Genomic DNA, 15,175 nt, shown 5'->3' on the forward strand with positions numbered 1-15,175 from the left:
CGCTCTTTAACAATGTATATCATGCTGACATGAACGTTTATTGAAATGTTCATACGTAATTGTTAAGTGATACGTCTCAAGCGTATCCGGCAATCGTTGTCATTGCGAGAGTCCAGACCCCTTCGGGTTATAGGGTCAAGCAATGAAGCGCACACGGTGGATGCCTAGGCAGCCAGAGGCGATGAAAGACGTGGTAGCCTGCGATAAGGTTCGGTGAGGTGGCAAACGACCTGTGACCCGGACATCTCTGAATGGGGAAACCCACTCAGCATCAGCTGAGTATCCTACGCTGAATACATAGGTGTAGGAGGCGAACCAGGGGAACTGAAACATCTAAGTACCCTGAGGAAAAGAAATCAACCGAGATTCCCCTAGTAGCGGCGAGCGAACGGGGACCAGCCCTTAAGCATGTGACTGATTAGGCGAATACGCTGGGAAGCGTGGCCATAGTGGGTGATAGCCCCGTAGCCGAAAATCTGATCATGTGAAATCGAGTAGGTCGGGGCACGAGAAACCTTGACTGAAGACGGGGGGACCATCCTCCAAGGCTAAATACTCCTGGCTGACCGATAGTGAACCAGTACCGTGAGGGAAAGGCGAAAAGAACCCCGGAGAGGGGAGTGAAATAGATCCTGAAACCGTGTGCGTACAAGCAGTAGGAGCGGACTCGTTCCGTGACTGCGTACCTTTTGTATAATGGGTCAGCGACTTATATTCAGTGGCGAGGTTAACCGTATAGGGGAGCCGTAGGGAAACCGAGTCTTAACTGGGCGACACAGTCGCTGGATATAGACCCGAAACCGAGCGATCTATCCATGAGCAGGGTGAAGATTGAGTAACATCAATTGGAGGCCCGAACCAGGATCTGTTGAAAAAGATTTGGATGACTTGTGGATCGGAGTGAAAGGCTAATCAAGCTCGGAGATAGCTGGTTCTCCTCGAAAGCTATTTAGGTAGCGCCTCACGTATCACCGCCGGGGGTAGAGCACTGTTTCGGCTAGGGGGTCATCCCGACTTACCAACCCGAGGCAAACTCCGAATACCGGTGAGTGCGAGCGTGGGAGACACACGGCGGGTGCTAACGTCCGTCGTGAAAAGGGAAACAACCCAGACCGTCAGCTAAGGTCCCCAAATCCTGGTTAAGTGGGAAACGATGTGGGAAGGCTCAGACAGCTAGGAGGTTGGCTTAGAAGCAGCCATCCTTTAAAGAAAGCGTAATAGCTCACTAGTCGAGTCGGCCTGCGCGGAAGATGTAACGGGGCTAAACCAGGTACCGAAGCTACGGGTTCATCCTCTGGATGAGCGGTAGAGGAGCGTCGTGTAAGCCAATGAAGGTGTGTTGAGAAGCATGCTGGAGGTATCACGAGTGCGAATGCTGACATGAGTAACGATAAAGGGAGTGAAAAACTCCCTCGCCGGAAGACCAAGGGTTTCTGTTCGACGCTAATCGGAGCAGAGTGAGTCGGCCCCTAAGGCGAGGCCGAAAGGCGTAGTCGATGGGAAACGGGTCAATATTCCCGTACCGGACATGATTGCGATGGGGGGACGGAGAAGGCTAGGTGAGCCAGGCGTTGGTTGTCCTGGTGAAAGTGAGTAGGCTGGTGTCTTAGGTAAATCCGGGACGCTAAGGCCGAGACACGAAACGAACGGACCACGGTCCGGAAGTCATTGATGCCACGCTTCCAGGAAAAGCCTCTAAGCTTCAGATCATGTGCGACCGTACCCCAAACCGACACAGGTGGTCAGGGTGAGAATCCCAAGGCGCTTGAGAGAACTCGGGTGAAGGAACTAGGCAAAATGGTGCCGTAACTTCGGGAGAAGGCACGCCGGCGTAGGGTAATGGGACTTGCTCCCCGAGCCCGAACCGGTCGAAGATACCAGGTGGCTGCAACTGTTTAGTAAAAACACAGCACTCTGCTAACGCGCAAGCGGACGTATAGGGTGTGACGCCTGCCCGGTGCCGGAAGGTTAAGTGATGGTGTTAGGATTCGTCCGAAGCTCTTGATCGAAGCCCCGGTAAACGGCGGCCGTAACTATAACGGTCCTAAGGTAGCGAAATTCCTTGTCGGGTAAGTTCCGACCTGCACGAATGGCGTAATGATGGCCACGCTGTCTCCACCCGAGACTCAGTGAAATTGAAATCGCCGTGAAGATGCGGTGTACCCGCGGCTAGACGGAAAGACCCCGTGAACCTTTACTATAGCTTCACACTGGACGCTGATGTTGCCTGTGTAGGATAGCTGGGAGGCTTTGAACCCCGAACGCCAGTTCGGGTGGAGCCAACCTTGAAATACCAGCCTGGCATCATTGGCGTTCTCACTCAGGTCCGTGATCCGGATCGAGGACAGTGTGTGGTGGGTAGTTTGACTGGGGCGGTCTCCTCCCAAAGAGTAACGGAGGAGCACGAAGGTACCCTCAGCACGGTCGGACATCGTGCAATGAGTGCAAGAGCATAAGGGTGCTTGACTGCGAGACAGACACGTCGAGCAGGTGCGAAAGCAGGTTCTAGTGATCCGGTGGTTCTGTATGGAAGGGCCATCGCTCAACGGATAAAAGGTACTCCGGGGATAACAGGCTGATACCGCCCAAGAGTTCACATCGACGGCGGTGTTTGGCACCTCGATGTCGGCTCATCACATCCTGGGGCTGAAGTCGGTCCCAAGGGTATGGCTGTTCGCCATTTAAAGTGGTACGCGAGCTGGGTTTAGAACGTCGTGAGACAGTTCGGTCCCTATCTGCCGTGGGCGTTGGATGTTTGAGAAGAGCTGCTCCTAGTACGAGAGGACCGGAGTGGACGACCCTCTGGTGTTCCGGTTGTCACGCCAGTGGCATTGCCGGGTAGCTATGGTCGGACGGGATAACCGCTGAAAGCATCTAAGCGGGAAGCCCCCTTCAAGATGAGACATCCCTGAGACCTAGAGTCTCCTAAAGGGCCCAGCGAGACCAGCTGGTTGATAGGCACGGTGTGGAAGCGCTGCAAGGCGTTGAGCTAACGTGTACTAATGGCCCGTGAGGCTTGACCCTATAACACCCAAGGGGTCTGGTCGCGATGATAACGATCGAGTGGATTGCCACTCAGAGAACCGGATACGCATCCGCCAGCCAAGGCGCTGACGGACAAGAGACGATCACACAATACTCAGCATGATATGCATTACCTGTTACGCCTGACGACCATAGCACGCGTGAACCACCTGATCCCTTGCCGAACTCAGAAGTGAAACCGCTTAGCGCCGATGGTAGTGTGGGGTCTCCCCATGCGAGAGTAGGTCATCGTCAGGCACTTATACCGCAAAGAACCCAGCCAAACGGCTGGGTTTTTTGTTGCGCGCTTGAAAGCGCGCCATGACCAGCCCCGGGCACCCTGTGCTCGGGGCTTTTGGTTGTGTGGGTGGTGTCAGACGTTGATGAAAGACGTCGTTACCACTCGATCGACTCGCCTGCCCAGTCCCAGAAACTGCCAGTCTCTTCCGGCGACCGTTTGGCCATCACGTCGATCAGCTGTTTCGCCACGAAGTCAGCGGTAAACAGCTTACCGCTTGGAACCCGGGCTTGGAACGGCTTCGAGAGAGACGTATCTGTCGTGCCTGGGTGCAGGCAGAGAACGATCGACTGCTTATTCAACCGTGTTAGCTCGATCGAGGCGGTCTTCATCAACATATTGTGCGCGGCTTTGCTGGCACGGTAGCTATACCAACCGCCATACCCATTGTCAGTGATGGAGCCGACACGGGCTGAGAGGCTAGCGATGATCGTGGGGTGCTTCCCTTGCAGCGAGGGCTTGAGGGCGGCAATTAGCAGCGCAGGCGTTGCCGCATTGATGTGCATGACGTGGGCGAATGCCTCGTCATCCAGTTGCTCTAGGCGCTTTTCAGGCTGTATACCTCGGGAATCATCATGGAGTAGGCCCACCGCATTGAAGAGTAAGTGAACCGGTTGGCCGTCTAAGGCGCTACATAGCGCCTCTCGGCCTGATGGAGTAGTGATGTCTGCAGCCAGCGCATCGAGTTTGGGGTGATGTGCAGCTATCGCTGAGCGGCTAACTGCGATGACACGCCCCGTTTGAGGGGATGATAAAAGGCATTGCAGCATTGCATGACCAATGCCGCCATTGGCGCCTGTAATGACTGCGTTAAAGCCTTCGGGGAGATGAGGAAACATGACACGCTCCAATAATGAACACTCTTGTTCTCATTGAAGCGCTTTGTATAGATTTTGTCTAGGATAGCCGTTCAAGCCGATGCATTGATACGACCTGGCTGGGCGCTGTTACGACCATTCGGCTTATACAGTGTTTTTTCGGCAATTTGTCGAATGTAGTCGAGCATCTCTTGGTTATGCTTCATGCGTAACGACAGCATTTGGCCGGTCAATGCATTCATTCGTGAGACGCGTTCACTCTTTTCGAGCAGGCTTTCCCATGTCGGTAGGCACGCTGCGTCAGTAGCGGCTTGGTTGGCTCCCAGGGCACCTTCCGGATAGCCAAGCTTGGCTTGGACGCCACGGCGCAACACTTCCATGCGCTCCAACTCGTCCAGTAGTGCCTGTTTTTTAGCAGCGATCTGCGTTAATACGTCACCGTCGATACTGCCTTTGGTCAGCTGCTCCTGCTCATTGGAAAGTAGCGCAATGAGATCTTCAAGGCGCTGCAACTGGCTGGAAAGAAGGCGTGAAAGGCTCATAGGATAAACGTTACAGGTCGTTCAAATTGGCGATAAGGCCATCTGCGATACGATCGGCACGCACTTCGAGTCGACCTTCACGGATGGCATCACGAATCTCTTGGACCTTAGCCATGTCGATGTCTTGGCTGTCATCGATACTAGATGGGCTAAGCTGAGTCGTTTCACGGGTCGAATTACCCGTTTCCGGTGGCTTAGTGCCACCAATTTTTTGAGCATCATCACGCTGCTGCGCGGGGGTGTTGCGAAGCAGCGGATTGAGATTATCGATTTTCACGTTGTTGGCCTCATCGTCAACGTTGGGGCGCCGCGCGCTATATTACTTTTATCGGCTTTCTATAGAGAAACTTTAGATGATCGACTAAAAATCCACCATTAAAGTCCCTTGGCCAATCACTCGCGCGTTCATGATTTCACGAGGACCAAAACGTACACGGATGGTTTCACCTTGGGCACCATCCGCAAGTGCCTCCCCTTCCCGAGACACGCGAAAGCCGGTACCTTCCGCTATGACCGTGACACGCTGGCCACGTTCCACGAGGCTAGGGGCTTGTAAAAAATGTGCTTGGAAGGTGCTGCCGCTGCGGATAGGCCGCTGTGCGACCTTGCCTACGACGTCATCTTCACTCGTAAGTGCTTGAGAGGAGAGATCGCTCAAGTTGCCTTCACGCTGAGTCAGCATGGCTGCTGTAATCAATGCTCCGCGCTCGATATCTTGGCTCGCTACGATATAACGACCAATCACGTCCACCTGCGCCTGCAGATAGCGGGTCTGGCGGCCTGCTTCACCGCAGCGAACGCCCACAGATACACGACCAATAGGAGCCTGATCCGCATTGGGTAAAAATGGGGTGGGCTGCAAACAGGCGGGTAGGTGCGGTGACGGCGGCGCGATATCGATGACCACTTCCTCGCCCAGCGCTTGAGCTTCTTGGTACAAGAACTGCTGCACGGCGTCGACCAGTGCTTGGTCTGTCGTTTGTGCCCAGGCGGGCTGAGGCGCGCCGACATACAAAAGTAATAACAAACCATTAAAAATTGCTGAGCAGCGTGCAGCAAAATGCAGCAAGTGGCGCATGGGAAAGTCGCTCAGGTTAGAAGAACAGACGGCTAGCATCAGCCCGGGAGTGTAATGCAAAAGTACCTCCCGCATCATGGGAAATGCTGGTGTAAACGGTAGCTGTTCCATGCTTTAAGGTGAAAGCCGCACGCCTATCATTCATCATCAACAATTTCCGATTTATTTTTGCCTCTCAGCGAGCGAGGGTCGGCATGATTGATCAGCTTGAATCTGCCTTTAACTTCCATCAGCAGGCACTGGGGTTGCGGCAGCAACGGCACCAAGTGCTAGCCGCTAACATTGCCAATGCCGACACGCCTAACTATAAGGCGCGGGATATCGACTTTGCCAGCGAGCTGAAGAAAGCCGTGGACGGCAGCCAGGCCCAGCAGCAGAACGGTGGGTTGGCATTGGCGCGTACCTCCGATCGCCATTTGGCGGGTGAGGGGCCTGCCTGGCAAGGCGCAGGAAGTGCAGATTTGCTGTATCGAATTCCTGACCAGCCAAGTCTCGATGGCAATACCGTCGACATGGATCGCGAGCGAACACAGTTTGCCGACAATGCGGTGCGCTATCAGGCTGCGCTCACCATCATGAACCGTCGTATTCAAGGCCTGAAAAATGCGATGCAGCCTGAATAACCTAGTGATAGGAGAAGAATAAGCGATGTCGATGTTTTCAGCGTTTGATATTGCCGGTTCGGCCATGAGCGCCCAAGCCCAGCGGATGAACGTCACGGCGAGCAACATGGCGAATGCCGATAGTGTGGCAGGGCCCGATGGAGAAACCTACCGCGCCAAACAGGTCATGTTCGAAGCTCAGGCCCAGAATAACCGTTATGGGGTGGGGGGCGTACGGGTCACGGAAGTACTGGAAGACGACTCTCCGCTACGGATGGAGTACATGCCGAACCACCCCGCAGCGGACGAAGAAGGCTACGTTGCCAAGCCCAACGTCGAGCCGGTGCACGAGATGGTCAATATGATTTCTGCGTCACGCTCTTATCAAGCAAACGTGGAAGTTTTCAACACAACCAAGCAAATGATGGTTCAAACGCTATCGCTCGGTGAGGGCTAACGATGAGCACAATTAACCCAGCAACGTTATCTAGTATTAATGGTGGTGGCGTTCAGCTACAGCAGAGCCAGTCAGAAGAACTACGTAATAGCTTTATGACGTTGCTTATCACCCAGCTTCAGAACCAAGACCCCCTGAAGCCGATGGAAAATGCGGAGATGACGTCACAGATTGCTCAAATCAACACCGTCAGTGGTATTGAGCAGCTCAACTCGACGTTGGAAAGCATTACCAGCCAAATGAATGCCAACCAGGCGCTGCAGGCGAGTGGGCTAATTGGCCAAGGCGTCATGGTGCCTGGTCGTCAGATCATGTTGGAGCAGGATGGTGAAGGCCAGCCTTACTCTACGCCCTTTGGCATTGAGCTAGCGCAACCAGCAGCAAATGTGCAGGCAACGATTTTGGGTCAAGGCGGCCAGGTAATCCGTCGCTACGACTTGGGATCTGTTGAAGAGGGCGTGCAGTCTTTCCAGTGGGATGGGAAAAATGATCAGGGTGACGTTGTCGCCAGTAATCGCTATACAGTGCAGCTAGAAGCAACGGATGCCGAAGGCGAAGTGATTGAGTCTACTGCCCTTAACTACGCCATTGTTAATAGCGTGACACCCAACGATGGCAATGGCGGTGTTCGGCTGGACCTTGGGGCCATTTACGGGCAAATCAGCCTGAATGACGTGAAACAAATTCTTTGATCTCTAACATAACCTGTTTCTAGGAGAAAAAAATGAGCTTTTCTCAAGCATTAAGTGGTCTGAATGCCCAGTCCGAAAACCTGAAAATTCTCGGTAATAATATTGCTAACTCGCAAACCGTAGGCTTTAAAAGCTCCGGCGCTATTTTTGCCGATGTGTTTGCAGGTGCAAATAGCCAAGTGGGCTTAGGCGTTAAAATTGCTAGTGTACTTCAAGATTTTACAGCAGGTGATTTGGAAACTACGGGACGTACGCTGGATCTAGCAGTTGCTGGTGAAGGCTTTTATCGGGTAGAGCAGACAAACGGTGAAGCTGCTTATACAAGGAATGGACAATTTAGCCAGGATAATCAAGGCTTTTTAGTCAATGCTTCTGGCCAACGCCTAACAGGTTATGGTTTATCTGACCCTAACGATCCTTTTTCTGAGGTGGTGGCTGGAGGAGCTCCACAAGCCCTTCAAATACCAGCGGATGATATTCCAGCCAATGCAACCGAAGCCGTGACGGCCACCTACAATCTGAATGCTAGTGTTGTGGTAGGCCAAGCAGAAGGTAATACACCAACTCAATCTGCAACTATTGTAGGAGGAAATGGTGCAGAGATGGCTGTAGATTACCATTATTCAAACAGCTATACAGTTTACGACTCGCTAGGAAATACCCATGTTGTTTCTACTTATTTTTTGAAAAATCAAAATAATCAGTGGATAGCGCAAGTTGCGGTTAATGGCGAGATTGCAGGTTATGCACGTAATCCCGGACCTGCCCCTAATAATGTTCCTAATCAAGGTGCAGTTGCTGACTATGGTACGAATGCCTTCGCTATCTCATTCAATTCGAATGGTCAGCTTCCGCGCAATGCTGATGGTGATATTACGGCGATACAAAATATTAATGGTACCACGGTTGGCACAGGCCCTGGTGCCACTGTTGCAAATATTGCATTTGCCCCAGGAGGCGGTGCTGATCAAGTGAACTTTGAGTTGGACTTAGAAGGCACTACTCAGTTTAATAATAATTCGGTGCAAAATACGTTGACCCAAGACGGCTATTCTTCTGGCAGCCTTGCCGGACTAGAAGTAACCCGTGAAGGGCGCGTTATTCGTCTTTATACCAACGAAGAACGGCGTGATGCAGGACAAATTGTGTTAGCAAATTTTGCCAATGAGGAAGGGCTTCAACCCATTGGTGACAATGCTTGGCGTGAAACCAATGCCTCAGGAATAGGTATTATCGGAACGGCAGGGGCTGGGGTGTTCGGTACCATTGAATCTGGTGTATTAGAAAATTCGAACGTTGATTTGGCTAAACAGTTGGTAGATACCATCGTTGCCCAGCGTGCTTATCAGGCAAACTCAACCTCTATCAGTACTCAAGACGAGCTCTTGCAGACGATTATTAATCTTTAATGATCAATAATTAAATTAAGGAGTAAGCGTCTTGGATCGCATGCTATACACCGCCATGAGCGGCGCAAAACACACGATGGATCAACAGTCGGTAGTGAGCAACAACCTATCGAACGTGTCGACCGCTGGGTTCCGCGCTCAGCTTCAGTCCGTGCGCTCGGTGCCCGTGCAGGGCGATGGCGCACTACCCACTCGGGTCTCGGCAGTAGCCACGACGCCGGGAACCGATTTCTCACAAGGCCCTATCGAGCGTACTGGACGTACGTTGGACGTGGCCATGCAGGGAAATGCTTGGATGGCGGTGTTAGCAGACGATGGGACCGAGACGTATACCCGCCGAGGCGACTTGCAGCTCGACAGCGATGGGGTGCTGTTGAGCGTAAGTCGGCCTGTCATGGGAGATGCCGGTCCCATTGCGGTGCCGCAGGGCGCGCAAATTTCATTTGGGGCCGACGGTACGATCAGTGCCATTCCTCAGGGGGAAGGACCTGAAGCAATCGTGAACGTTGGCCGTATCAAACTCGTCACGCCGGATGAGCAGGGATTAGAACGCGGCGACGACGGACTTTTTAGAGCGCCACCCGGTGAGGATGGTGCGCCTGGCGTGCTGCAAGCGGATGAGGATGCTCGTTTGGTCAGTGGTGCGCTGGAAGGCAGTAACGTGAGTGCCGTCGATGCCATGGTATCGATGATCGATGTGGCGCGCCGTTACGACATGCAAATGAAAATGCTCAGCTCGGCGGACGAAAATGCCCAGCGAGCCAACAGTATTCTCGCTATTCAGGGCTAATCGCAGCCACTCAGCCAAGGGAACCTACGTATGATCAAGTCTTTGTGGACTGCCAAAACCGGACTAGAGTCTCAGCAAACCAAGCTGGATGTCATTTCCAACAACCTCGCGAACGTCAGTACCAATGGCTTCAAGCGTTCGCGGCCTGTTTTCGAAGACCTGCTTTATCAAAACATGCGCCAGCCAGGTGCCCAGAACAATATTCAGGACCGGCTACCGTCTGGGATGCAAGTAGGTACAGGTGTGCGTGCGGTTGCTACTGAGCGTTTACATACGCAGGGAAGCCTAGAAGAAACACAAAATTCTCGTGACTTAGCCATTGAAGGGAACGGTTTCTTCGAGGTGTTACTGCCGGACGGTACGGCGGGTTACACACGAGATGGCAGCTTTCAACTCAACGAAAATGGTCAGATGGTGACAGCAAACGGTTACCCAATTGAGCCAGCCATTTTCCTTCCTGTGAATGCGCTTTCTGTCACTATTGGTGAAGACGGAATCGTCAGCGTTCGCCAGCCAGGGATTGCAACGGATACAGAAGTGGGGCAAATCTCACTCAGCACCTTTATTAATCCCGCCGGCCTCGAGAGTATTGGTGGCAACCTCTACCTTGAAACCGGCGCATCAGGCGCACCTAACCAGGATATCCCAGGCAATAATGGTGCTGGACGATTGTTTCAAGGCTATGTAGAGACCTCAAACGTTAATGTGGTTGAAGAAATGGTTAATTTGATCCAAACGCAACGAGCCTACGAGATCAACAGTAAAGCCGTCTCGACCAGTGACGAAATGCTAGCGCGCTTAAGCCAGCTCTAATGCCACTGTTCGTCAGAGCTTCTTAACGGATCGCGCTATGTTGAAATCAAACCTTATGTTACGCCGCGTCGTGCTGGCTAGCTTAGCGCTGCTGGTGCTGCTGGCCGCAGGGTGCGCGCAGATACCCCGCGCGTCCGTCGTGGGCGAGCAAGAGCAGATCACCATCGTCGATCGGCCACCGCCGGTGCCTAACGGCTCCATCTATCAGGCGCGCCGGGGCTATCAGCCGCTATTCGAAGACCGTCGCCCGCGTACCATAGGCGATATTCTCACCATCGTGCTCGATGAAGAGGTGAGCGCGAGTAAGAATGCCCAATCCAACGCCAACCGCTCCGGCAGTGCGAGTCTGGACTTAGCCCAGCTTCCAGATGTGCTGGATACGTTGGCCAAGTACGGTTTCGATATCGAGGGCGCCAGCGATTTTGCGGGCGGCGGCGGCTCTCAGGCGAACAATACGTTTACCGGTACGATCACCGTCTCCGTATTAGAAGTGATGAATAACGGCAACTTGCGGGTGCGCGGCGAGAAACAGATCGCGATCAACCAGGGCACCGAATTCATTCGCTTCTCGGGTGTCGTGAATCCTCGTACGATCACCGCGCAAAATACCGTGCCGTCGACTCAAGTGGCCGATGCACGGATCGAGTACGTGGGCGATGGCTACATCAACGAAGCGCAGCATATGGGGTGGCTGCAGCGCTTTTTCCTGAATGTGTCGCCGTTCTAGGCGTGTTAACGAGCTCGACAACAGAGACCTGGTGAAATGGCTATGCAGTGGAAAGCGTATCAACGTCTAACAGCTACCGTGCGTGTCGCAGCGTTCGTGGCACTCTGTTTGGTGATGTTGCCAGCCCACGCTGAGCGCGTGCGTGAGCTGGCAAGCTTTGCAGGCGTTCGTGATAACCAATTAGTCGGTTACGGTTTGGTCGTGGGTCTCGACGGAAGCGGCGACCAAACGACCCAAGCGCCCTTCACCAGTCAGAGTTTGACCAACATGCTGTCGCAGTTGGGTGTGACGGTGCCGCCGGGTACCAACCTGCAGCTGCGTAACGTGGCCGCCGTCATGGTCACAGCAGATCTGCCCCCCTTTTCTCGTCCAGGCCAACGTTTGGACATCGTCGTGTCCTCCATTGCCAACGCGAGCAGTTTGCGCGGTGGCACGCTGCTCATGACGCCCCTCAAAGGTGCCGATGGTGATACGTATGCGATTGCCCAGGGCAATATGCTGGTAGGCGGTGCGGGGGCACAAGCGGGTGGCAGCAGTGTGCAGATCAACCAGCAGGCATCAGGCCGTATTCCCAACGGTGCCCTCGTCGAGCGAGAAGTTCCGTTGAACCTGGGAGGCAACGGGGGAATATTGGAGTTGCAGCTCAACGATGCCGACTTTGGGACCGTGCAGCGTATGGTTTCCGCGATTAATAGCGAGTTTGGGCAATCCGTCGCCTATGCGCGCAATGGCCGTGTCATCGCTTTGGACGGCCCTATGGATGCCAATGAGCGGGTCAACTTCATGGCGCGCGTTGAGAACGTCCAGGTGACACCGACCGAGGCGCCCGCCAAAGTCGTGCTGAATGCACGCACTGGCTCCGTCGTGATGAATAGTGCAGTGACGCTTCGTCGCGCCGCCGTCGCGCATGGCAATCTCTCCATCATGATCGATACCCAGTTTGGCGTCAGCCAGCCTAACCCCTTAGGGCAGGGCGAGACCGTGGTCGTGCCTGACGCGGATATCGATATCGAACAGCAAGAAGCCTATCTACAAATCGTCGAAGGCGCCGATTTGGCAGATGTGGTGAACGCATTGAACGCGTTGGGGGCCACTCCTCAAGATTTGATGTCGATTTTGGAAGCGTTGAGAGCGTCAGGCTCTTTACGTGCTGAGCTGGAGATCATCTGATGAGCATGGGCGATATGACCAGCCAGTTTGCGCTGGATATGAACGGATTCCAGCGCCTGCAGCACAATGCCCGCGTCGACCCTGAAGCCGGTGTGCAAGGTGCGGCACAGCAATTCGAAGCTTTGTTCATCCAAATGATGGTCAAAAGCATGCGGGATGCCACGCCGACCTCGGGACTGTTGGAGAGTCGCGATACTACGTTCTATCAATCCATGCTCGACCAGCAGTGGTCCCAAGTCATGGCCTCCCGTGGCATTGGTCTGGCCGATGCGCTAGTGGAGCAGTTGCAGCGTCAAGGCGCAGTTGGACAAGCCAGCAACCCGGACCAAGAGCTTCAGGCACTGATTGCAGGCATCCCCCGTGGGACGCCGCGCGTGTTAGACAATCCGCTACAGCCTAACAACGCCCAGGCGCCTGCCAGTACGGGCAGCGGCCGTTTTTATGACGAGCTGGACGCTATTCGCCAACAGGAGGAGGTGAGCAGTGCCCCCGCCGCGTTAGCAGACGCCCCGCGTCCGGCGGCGTCTTCACATGAGCATGTCGAACGGTTCGTGCAAACGCTGGCCACGCCTGCGCAGGCGGCCAGCGCTGTTACCGGTGTGCCTGCCGAGCTTATTTTGGCGCAGGCAGCCCTGGAGACAGGCTGGGGGCGGCATGAAATAGCCACCCAGCAAGGCCGCAACAGCTACAACGTATTTGGCATTAAAGCGGGTAGCCAGTGGCAAGGCAAAACCACCGATATCGTGACACACGAGTACGTGGACGGTCGCCGTACGCAAGTCGTCGATACTTTCCGTGTGTACGACTCTTTCGAGCACGCCTTTACCGATTATGCCAACTTGATTGGCAACAACCCTCGCTATGCGGGTGTTTTGCAAGCGGCCAATGCCGAGCAGGCAGCACGTGAGCTGCAGCGTGGCGGTTATGCGACCGATCCGCGTTACGCCGATAAGCTGGTATCGGTGATGAATACCATGGGCCCATTAAATGCCGCAGGAAGCCTTCTAGCGGATTCTCGCTAGCGACACCTCAAGTTTGTCTGCGTATTGCCGATAAGTAGAGAATCGGCCTAAGGAATTGAACCATGAGCATGTTTTCGATCGGCTTAAGCGGCCTCAACGCGGCGCAGAATGCCCTCAATACCACGAGTAACAACATCAGTAACGTTTACACTCCTGGTTACAACCGTGAGCTAACACAGCTTGGTGAAGGGCTGAGTGGTGGAGGTGTTCGGGTAAATAATACTGAGCGCCAGTTCAATACCTATGTGGCCGATCAGCTCAATAACGCCAAGACCCAGTCCAGCGCGTTAGATACGTACTACAACCAAGTCTCGCAGATCGATAACCTGCTAGCCGACCGGGATGCGGGCCTTTCCCCGCTCATGCAGACGTTCTTTTCTTCGCTGGAAGATCTGGCAAGCTCTCCCTCTGATCCTGCGGCACGCCAGGGAGTGCTTGGGACGGCGAACACGCTGAGTGCGCAGTTCCGCTCGTTCGATGGCTACTTGCAGGACATGCAGAGCAACATCAACAACCAGATCAAAGATGAGATCACTCAGGTCAACAATACGGTGGAGCAAATTGCCAGTCTCAATAAAGAGATCGCATTGGCTCGCGCACGCACGGGCGAAGCGCCCAACAGCCTGTTGAACCAGCGCGACTTTCTTGTCTCCGAGCTCAACGAGCGCATGGATTTGCGGCTGAACGTGCAGGATGGCAAGACGTACAACATCAGCTTGCCCAACGGTCAGCCGCTCGTCGCGGGGACCAGCTCGTTCAAATTAGAACCCGTGCAGGCCGATTACGATCCGCAGCGGACGATCGTGGGCTATCGCGATGGAGGCGGTAACCTGATTCAGTTGGACGAGTCCACGGTCAAAGGGGGCGCGCTGGGGGGATTGATGACATTCCGGTCAGAAACTCTCGATAAAACGCAGAATCAGGTTGGTCAGCTTGCCGTATCGCTGTCCGTCGTATTTAACGAACAGCACAAGCAAGGCGTCGATTTGGACGGCGAGCAGGGCGGCGACTTTTTCAATGTGCGCGCACCTCAAGCCTACAGTTACGAAGACAACAGTCCTGTAACGATCGACGCCATCGAGTTTGATGCTGATGCTATCGATCAGCTACGTGCAACGGATTACACCATCAGTTTTGCAGGCGGCGCACCTACCGTGACTCGTAACGATAGCGGTGCAGACGTCGAGATCGGTACAAGCTGGGACGCTGCCAATAATACGCTATCGTTTGGCGGCCTATCCATGACGTTTAGCAACACGCCGGCCGACGGGGACCAGTTTGAGGTTCAGCCCGTTCGTCGAGCCGCTAACGGTATGGAAGTTAATCTTATTGATGCTGATAAAATTGCCGCGGGCTTACCTATTAATCCTAATGACGATCCTGCAGATTGGATTGCCGCAGGCACGGGTGATAATAGCAATGCATTATTGCTCCAAGATTTGCAAGGCCAGGATATTGTTGGCGGCAGCGCGTCCGTAAGCGGTGCCTATGGCGCGCTTGTCAGTGACGTGGGTAATCGCACCAACATTACTCAGGTCAATCTGGATGCACGCCAGGGCCTGACGGATCAACTACGCGCCATACAGCAGTCGGAGTCTGGGGTGAACCTTGACGAAGAGGCGGCCAACTTGATTCGTTACCAACAGTTCTATCAAGCCAATGCCCGTGTGATCGATACCGCCGGTACGATCATGGACACCATTTTGAATCTGCGTAACTAATAGGAGCTTAGG

The 15,175-nt window shown here is 54.0% G+C and carries 14 protein-coding genes and 2 rRNA genes; 12 read left to right on the top strand and 4 right to left on the bottom strand.

All coding sequences use genetic code 11. From position 1 onward, the window contains the following. Positions 1 to 133: 133 nt before the first annotated feature. Positions 134 to 3,024, top strand: a 23S ribosomal RNA gene (locus AB6K10_RS04055). A 142-nt stretch (positions 3,025 to 3,166) separates the two neighbouring features. Further along, positions 3,167 to 3,282: ribosomal RNA gene (gene rrf, locus AB6K10_RS04060) — 5S ribosomal RNA — on the top strand. Between the two features lie 138 nt (positions 3,283 to 3,420). On the opposite strand, the gene AB6K10_RS04065 is transcribed toward rrf, so the two are convergent. The 4 genes from AB6K10_RS04065 to flgA all read right to left on the bottom strand — a co-directional run bounded on the left by AB6K10_RS04065 (position 3,421) and on the right by flgA (position 5,820). Continuing rightward, complete coding sequence (locus AB6K10_RS04065; protein ID WP_339118043.1) at positions 3,421 to 4,161, bottom strand: SDR family NAD(P)-dependent oxidoreductase; 741 nt, start codon at positions 4,159 to 4,161, stop codon at positions 3,421 to 3,423. Between the two features lie 71 nt (positions 4,162 to 4,232). Beyond that, entirely contained in the window at positions 4,233 to 4,682 is a 450-nt protein-coding gene (locus AB6K10_RS04070; RefSeq protein WP_285264133.1) for a flagella synthesis protein FlgN, read from the bottom strand. A 10-nt stretch (positions 4,683 to 4,692) separates the two neighbouring features. Then, entirely contained in the window at positions 4,693 to 4,959 is a 267-nt protein-coding gene (gene flgM, locus AB6K10_RS04075; protein WP_159340579.1) for a flagellar biosynthesis anti-sigma factor FlgM, read from the bottom strand. A gap of 84 nt (positions 4,960 to 5,043) precedes the next feature. Further along, positions 5,044 to 5,820, bottom strand: a complete 777-nt coding sequence (flgA, locus tag AB6K10_RS04080) for a flagellar basal body P-ring formation chaperone FlgA (protein WP_339118044.1) — start codon at positions 5,818 to 5,820, stop codon at positions 5,044 to 5,046. A gap of 134 nt (positions 5,821 to 5,954) precedes the next feature. On the opposite strand from flgA, the gene flgB reads away from it, so the two are divergent. The 10 genes from flgB (at position 5,955) to flgK (ending at position 15,163) form a co-directional block, all read left to right on the top strand. After that, positions 5,955 to 6,383: a flagellar basal body rod protein FlgB gene (gene flgB, locus AB6K10_RS04085; protein WP_159340580.1), complete on the top strand. Its 429-nt coding sequence runs from the start codon at positions 5,955 to 5,957 to the stop codon at positions 6,381 to 6,383. Between the two features lie 25 nt (positions 6,384 to 6,408). After that, the gene (gene flgC, locus AB6K10_RS04090) at positions 6,409 to 6,819 is read left to right on the top strand and encodes a flagellar basal body rod protein FlgC (protein ID WP_159340581.1); all 411 of its coding nucleotides are present in this window, start codon (positions 6,409 to 6,411) and stop codon (positions 6,817 to 6,819) included. A 2-nt stretch (positions 6,820 to 6,821) separates the two neighbouring features. Further along, entirely contained in the window at positions 6,822 to 7,511 is a 690-nt protein-coding gene (locus AB6K10_RS04095; protein ID WP_339118045.1) for a flagellar hook assembly protein FlgD, read from the top strand. Positions 7,512 to 7,543: 32 nt separating this feature from the next. After that, positions 7,544 to 8,920 (top strand): flagellar hook protein FlgE, encoded by a 1,377-nt coding sequence (gene flgE / locus AB6K10_RS04100; protein ID WP_339118046.1) that lies wholly within the window; start codon positions 7,544 to 7,546, stop codon positions 8,918 to 8,920. A 31-nt stretch (positions 8,921 to 8,951) separates the two neighbouring features. Beyond that, on the top strand, positions 8,952 to 9,710 hold the full coding sequence (locus AB6K10_RS04105) for a flagellar basal body rod protein FlgF (protein WP_339118047.1): 759 nt from the start codon (positions 8,952 to 8,954) through the stop codon (positions 9,708 to 9,710). A gap of 30 nt (positions 9,711 to 9,740) precedes the next feature. Further along, entirely contained in the window at positions 9,741 to 10,523 is a 783-nt protein-coding gene (gene flgG / locus AB6K10_RS04110; protein ID WP_339118048.1) for a flagellar basal-body rod protein FlgG, read from the top strand. A 37-nt stretch (positions 10,524 to 10,560) separates the two neighbouring features. Then, a complete protein-coding gene (locus AB6K10_RS04115; RefSeq protein WP_339118049.1) occupies positions 10,561 to 11,250 on the top strand; it encodes a flagellar basal body L-ring protein FlgH in 690 nt (229 codons plus the stop codon). A 36-nt stretch (positions 11,251 to 11,286) separates the two neighbouring features. Then, positions 11,287 to 12,420: a flagellar basal body P-ring protein FlgI gene (locus AB6K10_RS04120; RefSeq protein ID WP_339118050.1), complete on the top strand. Its 1,134-nt coding sequence runs from the start codon at positions 11,287 to 11,289 to the stop codon at positions 12,418 to 12,420. Next, positions 12,420 to 13,442, top strand: coding sequence for a flagellar assembly peptidoglycan hydrolase FlgJ (gene flgJ, locus AB6K10_RS04125; RefSeq protein ID WP_339118051.1), 1,023 nt, complete (start codon positions 12,420 to 12,422; stop codon positions 13,440 to 13,442). The genes AB6K10_RS04120 and flgJ overlap by 1 nt, the downstream gene beginning before the upstream one ends. A 62-nt stretch (positions 13,443 to 13,504) precedes the next feature. Further along, positions 13,505 to 15,163, top strand: coding sequence for a flagellar hook-associated protein FlgK (gene flgK, locus AB6K10_RS04130; RefSeq protein ID WP_339118052.1), 1,659 nt, complete (start codon positions 13,505 to 13,507; stop codon positions 15,161 to 15,163). Positions 15,164 to 15,175: the final 12 nt, after the last annotated feature.

The organism is Halomonas sp. BMC6, assembly GCF_964204995.1.
Taxonomy (GTDB): domain Bacteria; phylum Pseudomonadota; class Gammaproteobacteria; order Pseudomonadales; family Halomonadaceae; genus Vreelandella.